A 14,902-nucleotide genomic window follows, 5' to 3' on the forward strand; every position below is an offset into this window, starting at 1 on the left:
AAAGAGTAAATCCATGAGAAGACGAGTACTGGCAAGCCTCGGCTTGCTGCTGGTGGTGTTTGGCACCTTTGCCCAAAGCCCCGCCGCGCAACCCGCGTCCCCAGAGGCCGCGCCCATGCAAGATATCCTGCAAGAGCATGCCGCGATCATCACTAAATCCTCGCGCAAAACCATCGGCCCGGCGATTGACGCGGTTGCGGGCAGCGGTCTGGGCAGCGCACAGCGTGTGTTGGAGGCCTGGCAGGCCAAAGAGATGTGGCAACGGCAATCCGACGGGCTGTTCTTTCACGCCCAAAAGACCGACACAGGCTATGATCTGATTGATTTTGACAGCGGTGAGAGCGTCGGCGTAGCCAGCAAGGACGCGTTGCAGCAGATTAAACCCAACAGCGGCATCCGTGCGCTCTTGGCGGTGGCCTTGGTGCAGTTTCAGCTCTCTGATCCCGATCCCACCCGGCGTGCCGAGGCGCTTTTGTCGCTGGAACGCGACCCTACATCCGGCGCACTGGCACCGCTGCGAACCTCGATCCCTGGCGAGGGCGACCCGGTGCTTTTGGCCAACAAACAACGGCTCGAGCGGCTTTTGACCATCGCCTATGGCAGCAGCGACGAGGAACGCACCCAAGCCATCGACGATATGGCGGGGGATCTCGGCGTCGATGTGCGCGCCACGCTCAACCCGCTGCTCGTCACCACGCGCAAGGTCTATGAGGGCGCGCTGCCAGAGGGGGTGAATGTCGCCCTGCGGCTCACGCCCGGCGGCGAACGCCTCTCCCGCACCGAGGCTTATGCGCTTTTGGCAGAGCAAAACCTCGCCCCTGCCCCGGTTACGGCAGACGATATCCGCACCACATTGGCGGCGCATATCGACGGTGGCTACGTCGGTGGCGTGCCACTGGCACAACTCTCGGACCCGGCGCGGCGCATTGCGGCCTATGAAGCCCTTGTGGACGCGCAAAAAGCGGCGCCACTGCTGACAGAGGCAGATATCACAGACCTGCTCGCCGCATACGTGTTTGCCGATATCTACGCCGAACCCTCCACCGCTGTCACCGAGGCCGCAAACGCCGCCCTGCGCCGCATTGAAACCAAGGTTCAACTCAACCAGACGCTTGATCTGGGGCTGGATGCGCTCTCGCTCGGGTCGATCTATTTCCTTGCGGCCATTGGGCTTGCCATCACCTTTGGCGTGATGGGCGTCATCAACATGGCGCATGGCGAGTTTATCATGATGGGCGCTTACACCGGCTATGTGGTGCAGCAGGTGATCCCCGATCATACGCTGTCGATCGCGGTTGCCATCCCGCTCGCCTTTGGCGTGACCTTTCTGGCCGGTGTCGCGCTTGAACGGCTGGTGATCCGCTGGCTTTATAACCGCCCGCTGGAGACATTGCTGGCAACCTTTGGCGTCTCCATCGCGCTGCAACAACTGGCCAAGAATATCTTTGGCACCCAGGCCCGCCCCCTGACCGCCCCGGACTGGCTGGGGGGTGCGTGGGTTTTGAACGATGTGGTCTCCATCAGCTATATCCGCATCGCGATCTTCGGCCTCGCGCTGATCTTTCTGGGGCTGTTTCTGTTCATCATGAAACGCACGCGGCTTGGTCTGGAGACCCGCGCGGTGACGCAAAACCCCGGCATGGCGGCCTCGATGGGGATCAACACCGACCGCGTCAATATGCTGACCTTCGGGCTTGGCTCCGGCATCGCCGGGATCGCGGGGGTCGCCATCGGGCTTTTTGCCAAGGTCACCTCAGAACTGGGGCAGGACTATATCGTCCAGAGCTTCATGACCGTGGTTGTGGGCGGGGTCGGCAATATCTGGGGCACGCTCTTGGGCGCAGGGCTCATTGGCGGGCTGCAAAAAAGCATCGAGTGGCTGAACCCCTCAAACACGCTTGCCGCGCAGACCTACATGATCATCTTCATCATCATTTTTATCCAATTCCGGCCACGGGGCATCATCGCCCTCAAGGGTCGCGCGGCGGGGGATTGATCCATGAACCGCAGTTTTTTCGCACGGAACCCCTCCGTTTTGGTGTTTCTCGCCACGCTTGGGCTTGCGACGCTGGTTATCACCGCCGCCTCCGAGGGGCTGGGCCTTGGGCTCATCTCCACCTCGATGGTGAAAACGCTGGGCAAAACGCTCTGTCTCGCGCTCATTGCCGTCGCCATGGATCTGGTCTGGGGCTACGCGGGCATCCTGAGCCTTGGGCATTTCGCCTTCTTCGGGCTTGGCGGTTATATGATCGGCATGTGGCTCATGTATGAGCGCACCAGCCAGATCGTGACGCAAAACCTCGCCAATGCGCCTATTCCCCCTACGGCTGAGGAAATCTCGGACGCCATCGGTTCGCAGATCTTTGGCGTCGTTGGCAGTGCCGAGTTTCCGCTGATCTGGAGCTTTGCCGACAGTCTGGTGATCCAGCTTTTGCTGGTCGTCGCAGTGCCGGGGCTTTTGGCGCTGGTCTTTGGTTGGCTCGCGTTTCGCTCGCGGGTGGCGGGCGTTTATCTCTCGATCCTGACCCAAGCCATGACGCTGGCGCTGGCGCTCTATCTCTTCCAAAACGACAGCGGGTTGCGCGGCAATAACGGGCTTTCGGGGCTACAGAACATCCCGCATCTGGATCAAGTGCCACAATCCGTGCTGTCGGTCTGGTTCCTCTGGGCCTCGGCCTTGGCGCTGGCGCTTGGCTATGTCTTTGCTGCGTGGATCGTGTCGGGCAAATTTGGCAGCGTCATCCGCGGCATTCGCGACAATGAATCCCGGGTGCGGTTCCTTGGCTACTCGGTCGAGCGCTACAAGCTCTTTATCTTTACCGTCACCGCCATGATCGCGGGCATCGCGGGTGCGCTGTATTATCCGCAGGCGGGGATCATCAACCCGGCAGAGCTTGCGCCTGTCGCGTCGATATATCTTGCGGTCTGGGTCGCCATCGGTGGGCGTGGGCGTCTGTATGGCGCGGTGATCGGTGCCTGTTTCGTCAGCCTGATCTCCACGTGGTTCACCGGCGGGCAGGCCCCGGATATCAACCTCGGCTTTTACACCTTCGCATGGGTCGACTGGTGGACCATCCTCTTGGGTCTCTCATTCGTGCTGGTCACGCTCTTTGCACCCAAAGGCATCGGCGGGCTTTTTGACCTGATCGCCACACGCAACGAGGAGACACAGGAATGAGCCAGCTGCTTGAAGTCTCGGGCGTCTCCGTCACGTTTGATGGGTTTCGCGCCATCAACAACCTGTCCTTTGCCATCGGCAGCGCCGAGCTGCGTGCGATCATCGGACCAAATGGCGCGGGAAAAACCACCTTTATGGACATTGTCACCGGCAAAACCCGCCCTGACGCGGGGCGCATTCGCTGGGGCGACAAGGGCATCTCGCTTTTGGGTCTCAACGAGGCGCAGATCGCGCGCGAAGGCATCGGGCGGAAGTTTCAAAAACCCACCGTGTTTGAGGATCAGACCGTGCAGGAAAACCTGCTGATGGCATTGAAGGCCAAGCGCGGCGCGTTCTCCGTTCTGTTCTGGAAACCACAGCCTGCGGATCTGGAGCGCGTGCGCGCCCTTGCCACCGAAATCGGTCTTGAGGATGCGCTGCCGCTCAAATCCGGCACCCTCAGCCATGGGCAGAAACAGTGGCTCGAAATCGGCATGTTGCTGGCGCAGGAGCCGCGGCTCTTGCTGGTGGATGAACCCGCCGCCGGCATGACCCCGGCGGAGCGTGAACACACCACCGCCATTCTGGTCGAGGCCGCCAAGACCCGCGCCGTGGTGGTTGTCGAACATGACATGGAGTTTGTGCGCCGCCTCGATTGTCGCGTGACGGTGCTGCACGAAGGCGCGGTCCTCGCCGAAGGATCGCTGGATCATGTCACCGCAAACAAGGAGGTGATCGATGTCTATCTCGGGCGCTGATCCTATGCTGCAGGTCAGTGATCTGACATTGCATTACGGCCATTCGCAGATCCTTCACGGGGTCGACATCGAGGCCAGAACCGGCGAGGTCACCTGTGTCATGGGCACCAATGGGGTTGGAAAAACCTCGCTCATTCGCGCGCTTGCCGGGCGGCACAACCGATCTGGCGGCCGCGTGGTTCTGGATGGCGAGGCACTGCCCATACTGCCCGCGCACCATCTGGCCCACAAAGGCATCGCCTTGGTCAGTCAGGGGCGCGAGATCTTTCCGCTGCTCACAGTGCGCGAAAATCTGGAAACGGGCCTGTCGATCCTGCCCAAATCCGAGCGCGCCGTCCCAGAAGAGATGTTTGAGCTGTTTCCCGTCCTGAAGGAGATGCAAAACCGCCGGGGCGGGGATCTCTCGGGCGGTCAGCAACAACAGCTCGCGATTGCGCGCGCGCTCATCACACGGCCCAAGCTGTTGTTGATGGATGAACCCACCGAGGGCATCCAGCCCAACATCATCCAGATGATCGGTGATGTAATCCGCAGCCTGCGCGATGAAGGCCGAATGGCGATTATTCTGGTCGAGCAGTATTTCGATTTTGCCTATGATCTGGCCGACCGGATTGTGGTGCTGCAACGCGGTGCCGTCATCGCCTCCGGGGCCAAAGGCGACATGCCGCGCGACACGGTGCTCGCCAAAGTTTCGGTCTAATAACCCCACCCGCAGCCAGCCGATCCGCGCGCTGGCTGCGAATGGTTTGCTGGGTCAGGCGTCGATCACCACATCGCTCAACGGCACCGCCTGACAGGCAAGGCAATGCTCCGCCTCTTCAAAGGCAAGCTCGGTTCGGTGCATTGTCCGCCCGTCGATCACCCGCAGGCGGCAGCTTTCGCATTGGCCCGCGCGGCAACCGCTCGCAAGGGCCAGCCCCTCCCGCTCCGCCAGATCCAGCAGGCTCCCGGCGGCTCTGGTCCAGCGGAGCGTCCTGCCGCTCTTGGCGAACTGAACCTCAAATGGCCCCTCCGGAAGCGGCCTGTCCGCCACCGGCGATACAAAGGCCTCTTTGTGCAGGTGCTCTATCGGGTGGCCCGCCTGCGCCAAGGCCCGCTCCACCGCGGCCATCATCGCAGGGGGGCCGCATTGATAGACCTCGGGCACCTGCCCCGCCCAGTCGCGCAGGATATCCTCGGCCGTTACAAACCCACATTTGTCGTGGTTTGCGCCAATGCGATCCACCGGCAACGGCTCACTGTAAATATCGACCAGCTGCAGATTGGGCAGCTGCTTTTGCAAGTGCGCCAGCCGGTGGCGATAGGCATGCCCGGCACTGTTGCGGTTGGCGTATATCAGCCGCAGCGGATGCGAGAGACCAAGCGCCGCAGCGGTCTCCAGATAGCTCAGGAATGGCGTGATCCCGATCCCGCCCGCCACCATCACCAGCGGTCGCTCCATCGCAATCGGCAGGGTAAAGCGACCCGAAGGCGCTTTTAACTCGACACGGGTGCCACATGTCAGAGCGGTGTTGATAAACCCCGACATCACACCCCCCGGCAGGTCCGCACGATCTGCGGGTGCGGGCACATGGCGCACCGTGATCTGATAGCGGTCGCGCTCGGGATCAACTGCCGCCCCCACCAGCGAATAGCAGCGCACGACCGGCGCATCCTGACCAGCGATCTGCACCCTCAGCGTGATGTGCTGACCGGGCAGGAAATCCGGCAATTGCGCCATGCCGACAATCGCAAACCCAACGCGCATGCACCCGCTTGCGACCTCTTCGACCTCTGTGACCACCGCCTCGCGAAACCCCTGCCATGCAGGTTTGACACTGCCGCTGCCCGCAAGCGGTCGCAACGCGCAGCGGGTGGAGCGATGCGGGGCAGAGCCACTGATCGGGTCGCACTGCGCCGCCGAAATCAGCCGGTTGTAATTCGCCCCCTCGCCCGAGAACGGATCATATCCCCCCAGCCCCAATGGCGCATTGGCCTGCCACCAGCCATAGCTGCCCACCACCACATCCGGGTGCAGGTCGGTATCAAAGACCACCTGCATCCGGGCCGTCCCATGCGGCGAGACCAGCTCTGCCCAGTCTCCGTCCTCTAGCCCCTGCGCCTGTGCCGTGTCGGGGTGAACCCACACCTGCGGCTGCCTCATTCGTTTGCGCAAAGAGACCACATTGCGATGTTGCGAATGGCAAAAATAGCCGTTCTTGGCCGTGGTCAGCCGCAAGGGGTAGGCGTGATGATCCTCGCCCTGCACTTCGCTCTGGAAACGCGGCACCGGCTCATACCAATGGCTCAAAAGCCGCTCGGAATAGATCTCCACCAGCCCGGTCGGTGTCTGAAACCCGCGCAGGCCCGTATCCACCTGTTCCGCGAATTTCGCCTCACGATAGGTCAACGGGCGACAGATGCCCTTGGGGTTGGCGCGCAGATCCGCCAGCCGCAACCCGCTCGGTTGCACCTGCCAATCCCGCGCCGCGTCGATATCGCCATCGAAAAACGCATCTCCCAGCCCCAAACGACACGCAAGATCAAAGACGATCTCGGTATCGGAACGCGACTCTCCTGCAGATGGGACCACCGCCGGGCGCAGCTGCACCAGACTCTCGGCGCTTTGGCTCACGTCAAACCCATTGCGCAGGGCCTCGCGTTCCCATGGCGTATTGGCGGGCAAAAGATAGTCCGCAAACCGCGCCGTCGGGGTTTCCACGCTGTCGATCTGGACATGAAACTCCAGCGCCTGCAGCGCCGCCACGGCCATATCCGTATCCCCCTGAGACACCGACATATTCGCGCCAAACCCAACCAGAGCCCGCACCCGATAGGGCTCCCCCTCAAGGATCGCAGCATAAAGATCGCGGGCCGTGACCCAGCCCTGCGATGGCGGGCCAAGGGGGCGCGCCTGATACCCCAGCGCCTTGTCAATCTGCCCCGCCGGGAACTGATTAAAATCCGTCACCGCATGCATCGGGTGCTTTTCATAGGCCACATTGCCGCCCCGCCGGTCATAGCCCCCTTTGAGCGCCATCAGCAGGGCAATGGCGCGGTCCGTCTGGGTGGCCTCCCGGTGCTGCCCGACCCCGGACCAGCAATAATAGGCCACCCGCTTGGCGGCGATCAGCGTCTCGGCGGCGCGCAGAATATCCTCGGCGACGATGCCCGTTTCTGCCGCAGTCCGCGCCACGGTCCACGGCGCGCAGGCCTCCTCGTAACGAACAAAGGCCGTCCGGCACGCCACTGGGCCAAAGACCGTCTCCACCTCCATTTTGGTGCGCAGTTGCAGGCCCTGATGATCGGCGTCAAAGCTCCGGCTCTTGGGATCGTAAAACACCAAACCGCCTGCCGCATCGGCAGCAACATATCGCCCGCCCCCCACAACGCCGGTGACCTCTTCTTCACGAAGGAACGCTCCGGTCTCATCCTTCACCAACAGGCTGGCGTTGCTCCAGCGGCGCAGAAAATCTGCGTCATAGGCCTGCCGCGAGATCAGGATCTGTGCCAGACACATCGCCAGCGGCCCATCCCGCCCCGGCAGGACGCGCAGCCAATGATCCGCCCCCTGCGCATAGCCCGCTCTGCGCGGATCAACCGACAGGATCTTGGCCCCGCGCGCCCGTGCTGCTGCGATCTGCGTCGCCTGATCCAGCCAGACCGCACTGGGGTTAAACCCCCACAACAGGATCGCATCGGCCTTCTCATAATCGGGGTAAAGAATGCCAGACCCATAGGTGAACTTATGCGCGTGATCCTTGTGCCAGTTGCAAATTTCCGTGGCATAGACGGTGTTTGGACTGCCAAACAGCCGGATGAACCGCTCCACCCATTCAATCGAGTCACTCATTGGCGTGCCGCTCGGCGTGGTCACGCCAAAGCCAACGGCCTCTGCCCCGTCGCGTGTTTTGATCGCCTCCAGCCGCTGCGCGATATCTTGAAGCGCCTGCTCCCACGTCACCCGCTCCCAACCTGGGTTAGGATCGGATTTCGGGGTGGTGCGACGCTGCGGATAAAGCAGGCGATCCGGGTTGCTCCAAATCTCCGGCGCGGCCTTTCCTTTCAGGCAGAGCGCCTTTCCCGTCGGGTGATCCGGGGCGGGTTTTGCCGCGATCAACTGATCCTCGCGCACCTCAAAGCGGGCCCCGCAGCGCGACCGGCACAGACAGCAAAAGCCGTCGATTTCACGTGTTGTGGATGCTGGCATATCATGTCCTCCGCCCCACAGAGTGTGGCGGGCGCATGACAATAGCTAGTTTTTATATTTTATCACTGATATTGATTTCACTTATGCTTCCCACCATTCGCCAGCTTGAATTTTTTGTCGCCACCGCTGAAACCGGGCAGATCTCGCGCGCGGCCGCCATGGTCAATGTCACGCAGTCCTCAATCACCATCGCAATCCGGCGGCTGGAGGACATGCTTGGCTATGCGCTGTTCACCCGGAAATCCCATGGCGTCGAACTGACCGCACAGGGCGAGAGCTTTTTGCGCCACGCGCAAGCCATCCTCTCCGCGCTGCACGAGGCGGTTGAGCCTCCCACGGAAGCCGACTCCGATATTTCTGACACGGTCAATCTGGCGGTGACGGACACCATTTCGGGCTACTATCTGCCCACCGTCTGGCTGCGCCTGTCGCGGCTGCATCCAAGGCTGAAACTCGTGGTGACAGAGGCAAGTCGCGCGCAGATCGAAGACGGATTGCTGACAGGCGCCTATGATCTTGGGCTGGCGCTCACCTCGAACCTGCCCAATCCGGACCGCTACCATCTGCGCCGGGCGATGTCGTCGCCGCGCAATCTCTGGCTGGCGGCCAATCATCCGCTGGCGATGCGCGAAACGGTCGGCTTTGCCGATCTGGAGGATGAAAACTATATCCTGCTCACCATGGATGAGCATGAAAACACCATGCAAAATGTCTGGGCAGAGCATGGCTTCACCCCCAACATTCTGTTTAAAAGCCAGTCCATGGAGGCCCTGCGCAGCATGGTCGCGCATGGGATGGGGGTCAGCATCCTCTCCGATATGGTCTTTAGATCGTGGTCACTCGAAGGACAGCGCATCCTGCGCAAACCGCTCAGCGATCGGGTGCCCAATATGGACACCGGGATATTCTGGCTGCGCCAAACCCCGATGCGCGCCGCCAGCCGGGCGATTGTGGATTGTATCTGCCGGGGCAGCTGACCTGCGGCGATTGCGCTCTCAACTCACGGCATCGCGGGGGAATTTCTGCCCGCGCTCCCTGCTGCATTTCTAGGCAACAGCTCCACGCCCGCCGGTGTTTCCGACCTGATCCCGCGTTTTGGACCCGCGCAAAGGTTGACACATCCGATTCTTGAACCAATAGTGAATTGGTTCGCATCATTCTTCGCAGCCAAGGAGCCACGGATGTCGCCAGATCCCAGCCCACTCTCGCCACCCGACACGGGAGATCAGGGGCGCGATATTCTCAGCTTGCGCGATTTTCGCCTGCGCTTTCGCGGTCAGCCGGTCCCCACCGTGAACGGCATCGACCTCAAGGTCGCAGCGGGCGAGATCCTCTGCATTGTGGGTGAATCCGGCTGCGGCAAGAGCGTAACCGCCATGTCGATCATGGGTCTTTTGCCGCCAAGATCCTCCGAAGTTCTCAGCGGAAGCCTTGATTTCCTCGGTAAATCCTATGATTTGCGACACGAGAACCTGCCCGCAGGTCAGCGCGGAAATCAGATCGCGATGATCTTTCAGGAACCGATGACCTCGCTCAACCCGTCCTTTACGGTGGGCAATCAGATCGCAGAATCGGTGCTACAGCATCAGGGCGGCAGCCGCGCTGAGGCCATGGAACGCGCCCATGACATGCTGGTCAAAGTGGGCATTCCCGCACCGCGCCAACGGCTGAACGAATACCCGTACCAATTGTCCGGTGGTATGCGACAGCGGGTGATGATCGCCATGGCGCTGGCCAATGACCCGAAACTTCTGATTGCGGATGAGCCGACAACCGCGCTGGATGTGACCATTCAGGCGCAGATCCTCGATCTGATCCGCGACTTGCGGCGTGAGACCGGCATGGGCACGATGATGATCACCCATGACCTTGGCGTGGTTGCCGAAATCGCCGACAGCGTGGCGGTGATGTATGGCGGCGAGGTGGTCGAATACGGCCCCGTGACCGAGATTTTCGACAATCCGCAGCACCCCTACACAATCGGCCTGATGAGCGCGATGCCGCGCCTCGATCAGCCCGGTGGACGGCTGGCGATTGTGCCCGGATCGGTGCCGAGCATGGCCAATATGCCGTCGGGCTGCCGCTTTCGCAGCCGCTGCGCCTTTGCACATGCACGCTGCGCCGACCCCGCCCCAAAGGTAGAGGCCGCACCGGGCCATTCCGTGGCCTGTCACTTTGCCCCGCTGGAACAAAACCTCGCGGTGACAGCATGAGCAATGATGTGATCCTAACGGCCAAGGGGCTGACCAAACGTTTTGGCGGCGGCGGATTTATGGCCAAATCCCCGGTGATGCAGGCGGTGAGTGACATCTCGCTGGAAATCCGCCGGGGCGAGACCTTTGCCATCGTCGGCGAATCCGGCTGTGGCAAATCCACCCTTGCCCGCCTGTTGATGCGGTTGCTGGACCCCACCGAGGGGCAGGTGACCTTTGACGGTCAGGACATCAGCCATGTCACCGGGGCCGATCTGACCCGGCTGCGGCGCGATATGCAGTTCATCTTTCAGGACCCGTTTTCCTCTCTCAATCCGCGCATGACCGTGGGCAAGCTGATTGGCGAACCCTTGGAGGTCCACGCGCCCAACCTCGGCGCCCGCGACCGCCGCCAGAAGGTTGCGGAGCTCTTGCAACAGGTCGGCCTGCCCGCCGAGCACGCCAACCGCTATCCGCACGAATTCTCCGGCGGCCAGCGCCAGCGCATCGGCATCGCCCGCGCGCTGGCCTCCGGGCCAAAGCTGGTGATCGGGGATGAGCCGGTTTCGGCGCTGGATGTCTCGGTGCAGGCGCAGGTGATCAACCTGCTGGGCGATCTCAGCCGCGATCTCGGCCTGACACTGGTGGTGATCGCCCATGACCTCGGCGTGATCCGCCATATGAGCGACCGGGTCGCGGTGATGTATCTGGGCCGCATCATTGAGATGGGCACCGCCGCCGAGGTGTTTGAACAGCCCCGTCACCCCTATACGCAAGCGCTCCTGGCCTCGATCCCAGCGCCGCGCAGCGCAGAGGCCCCGCGCGAACAGCTCTCGGGCGAGATGCCTAGCCCCTCTGCCCCGCCACCGGGTTGCGCCTTTCACACCCGCTGCCCGCACGCGACGTCGGCGTGCAGCGCCGCAATCCCGACAATCACGAAGGTTGGCAACAGCCACAGCGTCGCCTGCCACCGCTGGCAGGACATCCCCGTCCCCGAAGGACAAACCGCAGAGCCCGCGCGATCAGACCAGGCAGAGTCCCGCTTTGCCCTGTATCGCGCGGCGCTGGCGGGGGGCGCGGTGCAGCATGGCCCCCACGAATAACAAGACCAAGAAACCACTGCCAAAGGACCAACAGAGAGGACCACACGATATGACCCTGCTGAAACCCACCCTGATGGCGGCGCTCCTCAGCGCCACAGCACTTGGGCTGGCCGCGACCGGAGCCAGCGCCAAGGATCTGCGCATTGGCCTGCAATCGGACGCCGATGTGCTGGACCCCGATCAGTCGCGCACTTTTGTGGGGCGCATCGTCTATGCCTCGCTCTGTGACAAGCTGGTGGACATCACCCCTGATCTGGAAATCATCCCGCAGCTGGCGACCGCATGGCAGCTGTCTGACGATGGCAAAACCATCACCATGCAGCTGCGCGAAGGCGTGATGTTCCACGATGGCACGCCCTTTAATGCCGAGGCCGTGGCCGCCAATATCGAGCGCTCCAAAACGCTCGATGAATCGCGCCGCAAGTCCGAGCTGGCCTCTGTGACCTCCACCGAAGTCACCGGAGACTATGAAATCAAACTGCACCTCGCAGGCCCCGACGCCACCTTGATGGCACAGCTTGCAGACCGCGCGGGCATGATGCTGTCGCCCACCGCTGCCGCCGAGGCCGGCGCGGATTTTGGGCTCAATCCGGTCTGCTCCGGCCCCTTCCGGTTCGAAGAACGTGTGGCGCAGGACAAGATCGTGCTGAAACGCTTTGCCGATTATTGGAACGCCGATGCGATCAGCTTTGACAGCGTGACCTTCCTGCCGATCCCCGACACCACCGTGCGTCTGGCGAACCTGCAGTCCGGTGATATCGACATGCTGGAACGTCTCGCCGCCACCGATCTGGCGCAGGCCAAAGCAGACGCCAGCATCACCGTCGCAGATGCAGTTTCTCTAGGATATCAGGGCATTACCTTTAATATCGGCAATGGTGACAAGAGCGACAACCCCTGGGGCAATGACAAACGTCTCCGGCAGGCGCTCAGCTACGCCATTGACCGCGCGGCGCTCAATCAAGTGGTCTTTGAGGGTGCCTTTGCCGCAGGCAACCAGCCCTTCCCGCCGACCTCGCCGTGGTATGATACCGACCACCCTGTGCCCGCACGCGATGTGGCCAAGGCCAAGGAACTGCTGGCCGAAGCAGGCTACGCCGACGGCATCGAACTGGAAGTACAGGTGCCCAATACCACTGTGCCGCTGCAACTGATGCAGGTGGTTCAGGCGATGGTGGCCGAGGCAGGCATCAACCTGAAGATTGTCTCGAAAGAATTCGCAACCCTGCTGGCCGATCAATCCGCAGGCGATTTCACCGCAAGCCAGATCGGCTGGTCCGGGCGCGTTGATCCCGATGGCAACATCCACGGCTTTGTCACCACCGGCGGCGGGCTGAATGATGCGAATTTCTCCAACGCTGATGTGGATGCGGCCCTGAACGCCGCCCGCGTCGCCCCCGACCTTGAGGCCCGCAAAGCCTCTTATGATGCCGCGCGCGATGTGCTGATCGACGAGTCACCGCTGGTCTATCTCTATCACCAGACATGGATCTGGGCGCTGAGCGACAAGATCGAGGGCTTCACCCCCTATCCGGACGGGATGATCCGTCTCGAAGGTGTGACCTGGTCCGAGTGATCCTGCCGCGCCCTGCCGCCAACTCTTGCGGCGGGGCGCATCTGTCTACCGGCGTAACAGCCCCGCAACCTCACAGGCTTGGTTTATGCTCCTGTTTCTGACGCGCCGCATCCTGATCGCGCTGCCCACGATCATATTGATCTCGATCTTTGTCTTTGCCCTGCAAAAGCTGCTGCCGGGCGATCCGCTTCTGGTGCTGGCGGGCGAGGAACGCGACCCGGCGGTGCTGGAACTCCTGCGCGAGAAATACCGCCTGAACGACCCCATCGTGGTGCAATATTTCACATGGGTCTCCAACGCCTTGCAGGGCGATCTCGGGATCTCTTTGCGCACCAACCAGCCCGTCACCGAACTGATGCTGCAAAAGCTGCCGGTGACGCTGCAACTGGCGGCGATGTCGATGATCTTTGCGCTGGTGATCGGCGTGCCTGCGGGCATCCTGTCGGCCTATAAAAAGGGCTCGCTCACCGATTATATCGCCAATGTCGTCGCGCTCTCTGGCCTGTCGATCCCGAATTTCTGGCTTGGGATCATGCTGATCCTTCTGGTGTCGGTAAAATGGCAACTGCTGCCCGCCTCCGGCTATGTGCCGCTGTCAGAGGATTTCCTGCAATCCATTCGCACCATGCTGATGCCCTCCTTCGTGCTGGGCACCGCATTGGCGGCCACCATGATGCGGCACACGCGCTCCGCCATGCTGGGCGTTCTGAGCGCCGATTACGTGCGCACCGCCCGCGCCAAAGGTTTGACCGAGCGCCGCGTGGTGTTGAAACACGCCTTTCGCAATGCGCTGACGCCGATTGTGACCCTCACGGCGCTGCTGTTTGGCGAACTCGTCGCAGGTGCCGTCCTGACCGAGCAGATCTTCACCATCCCCGGCTTTGGCAAAATGGTGGTCGATGCCGTTTTTAACCGCGACTACGCCGTGGTGCAGGGCATCGTTCTGGTGACTGCCGTGGGCTTCATTTTTATGAATCTCGTGGCGGACGCGCTCTATTTCATTTTGAACCCACGACTGAGAGGGCAGTGAGATGACCGAGACCACAGCCCCCATGATGCAGGAACAGCTCGGCAAGGCCGAAAACCGCGTCTGGAAGAAATTCCGCAGCCATCGCAGTGCCTTGCTCGGAGGTATCCTCGTCAGTTTCTTTGTGCTGATCGCGGTGCTGGCACCGATCCTGCCGATCCCCGATCCCGCCACCACCTCATGGAGCGCGGTGCGCAAAGCCCCCTCCATGGCCCATTGGATGGGCACGGATGAGATTGGCCGCGACGTGATGGCCCGCCTGATCTGGGGCGCGCAGGCCTCGCTTCTGGCAGGCGTCGTCTCGGTGGGCATTGCCATGTGCCTTGGTGTGCCGCTTGGCATTCTTGCCGGGTATTTCGGTGGCTGGACCGATGCCATAATCTCGCGCTGTACCGAGGCGCTCTTGGCCGCGCCCTTCCTGATCCTCGCGATTGCGCTGGCGGCCTTCCTCGGTCCCTCGCTCACCAATGCGATGATCGCCATCGGGATTTCGGCAACCCCGATTTTTATCCGCCTCACCCGCGGGCAGGTGCTCAATGTGCGCTCCGAGGATTACGTCGACAGCGCCCGCGCCATTGGTCTGCCGACGCCAAAGATCCTGCGCCGCTATATCCTGCCCAATGTGCTGCCGCCGATCCTTGTGCAGGCGACGCTGACCATCGCCACCGCGATCATCGCAGAGGCGTCCTTGTCCTTTCTCGGCCTCGGCCAGCAGGCCCCCGCACCCAGCTGGGGGTCGATGCTGAACACCGCCAAGAATTTCCTCAACCAAGCCCCCTGGATGGCCATGTGGCCGGGCATCTCGATCTTCCTCGTGGTGCTGGGCTTCAACCTTCTCGGCGACGGGCTGCGCGATGCGCTGGACCCGCGCGAGCACTAAAAAGACTAAGGGAGACATAT

General features: G+C 61.9%; 11 protein-coding genes. 10 read left to right on the forward strand and 1 reads right to left on the reverse strand.

Annotation, left to right across the window (positions count from 1 at the left end):
• The first annotated feature begins 13 nt into the window (after nucleotides 1–13).
• The 4 genes from urtB to urtE are packed head-to-tail and all read left to right on the forward strand — an operon-like array spanning nucleotide 14 to nucleotide 4,615.
• On the forward strand, nucleotides 14–1,996 hold the full coding sequence (gene urtB / locus UB90_RS08945) for an urea ABC transporter permease subunit UrtB (protein ID WP_065325199.1): 1,983 nt from the start codon (nucleotides 14–16) through the stop codon (nucleotides 1,994–1,996).
• Nucleotides 1,997–1,999: 3 nt separating this feature from the next.
• Nucleotides 2,000–3,178, forward strand: a complete 1,179-nt coding sequence (gene urtC, locus UB90_RS08950; protein WP_065325198.1) for an urea ABC transporter permease subunit UrtC — start codon at nucleotides 2,000–2,002, stop codon at nucleotides 3,176–3,178.
• Nucleotides 3,175–3,915, forward strand: coding sequence for an urea ABC transporter ATP-binding protein UrtD (gene urtD / locus UB90_RS08955; RefSeq protein ID WP_065325197.1), 741 nt, complete (start codon nucleotides 3,175–3,177; stop codon nucleotides 3,913–3,915). The genes urtC and urtD overlap by 4 nt, the downstream gene beginning before the upstream one ends.
• A 4-nt stretch (nucleotides 3,916–3,919) precedes the next feature.
• Nucleotides 3,920–4,615: an urea ABC transporter ATP-binding subunit UrtE gene (gene urtE / locus UB90_RS08960; protein WP_065325229.1), complete on the forward strand. Its 696-nt coding sequence runs from the start codon at nucleotides 3,920–3,922 to the stop codon at nucleotides 4,613–4,615.
• 54 nt (nucleotides 4,616–4,669) lie between these two features.
• Here the strand turns inward: urtE and UB90_RS08965 are convergent, their stop codons facing one another.
• A complete protein-coding gene (locus tag UB90_RS08965; RefSeq protein ID WP_065325196.1) occupies nucleotides 4,670–8,104 on the reverse strand; it encodes a molybdopterin-dependent oxidoreductase in 3,435 nt (1,144 codons plus the stop codon).
• A gap of 83 nt (nucleotides 8,105–8,187) precedes the next feature.
• Between UB90_RS08965 and UB90_RS08970 the strand changes: the two genes are divergently transcribed.
• The 6 genes from UB90_RS08970 to UB90_RS08995 all read left to right on the forward strand — a co-directional run bounded on the left by UB90_RS08970 (nucleotide 8,188) and on the right by UB90_RS08995 (nucleotide 14,882).
• Nucleotides 8,188–9,081, forward strand: coding sequence for a LysR family transcriptional regulator (locus tag UB90_RS08970; protein ID WP_065325195.1), 894 nt, complete (start codon nucleotides 8,188–8,190; stop codon nucleotides 9,079–9,081).
• A gap of 204 nt (nucleotides 9,082–9,285) precedes the next feature.
• On the forward strand, nucleotides 9,286–10,317 hold the full coding sequence (locus UB90_RS08975; protein WP_065325194.1) for an ABC transporter ATP-binding protein: 1,032 nt from the start codon (nucleotides 9,286–9,288) through the stop codon (nucleotides 10,315–10,317).
• Nucleotides 10,314–11,399 (forward strand): ABC transporter ATP-binding protein, encoded by a 1,086-nt coding sequence (locus UB90_RS08980; protein ID WP_065325193.1) that lies wholly within the window; start codon nucleotides 10,314–10,316, stop codon nucleotides 11,397–11,399. The genes UB90_RS08975 and UB90_RS08980 overlap by 4 nt, the downstream gene beginning before the upstream one ends.
• A gap of 49 nt (nucleotides 11,400–11,448) precedes the next feature.
• Nucleotides 11,449–12,975 carry an ABC transporter substrate-binding protein gene (locus UB90_RS08985; protein WP_065331932.1) on the forward strand — a complete coding sequence of 509 codons (1,527 nt, stop codon included), beginning with the start codon at nucleotides 11,449–11,451 and terminating at the stop codon, nucleotides 12,973–12,975.
• A gap of 85 nt (nucleotides 12,976–13,060) precedes the next feature.
• Nucleotides 13,061–14,005, forward strand: a complete 945-nt coding sequence (locus tag UB90_RS08990; RefSeq protein WP_065325191.1) for an ABC transporter permease — start codon at nucleotides 13,061–13,063, stop codon at nucleotides 14,003–14,005.
• A gap of 1 nt (nucleotide 14,006) precedes the next feature.
• A complete protein-coding gene (locus UB90_RS08995; protein WP_065325190.1) occupies nucleotides 14,007–14,882 on the forward strand; it encodes an ABC transporter permease in 876 nt (291 codons plus the stop codon).
• Nucleotides 14,883–14,902 lie beyond the last annotated feature (20 nt).

This window comes from Tritonibacter mobilis, assembly GCF_001681715.1.
GTDB classification, from domain to species: domain Bacteria; phylum Pseudomonadota; class Alphaproteobacteria; order Rhodobacterales; family Rhodobacteraceae; genus Epibacterium; species Epibacterium mobile.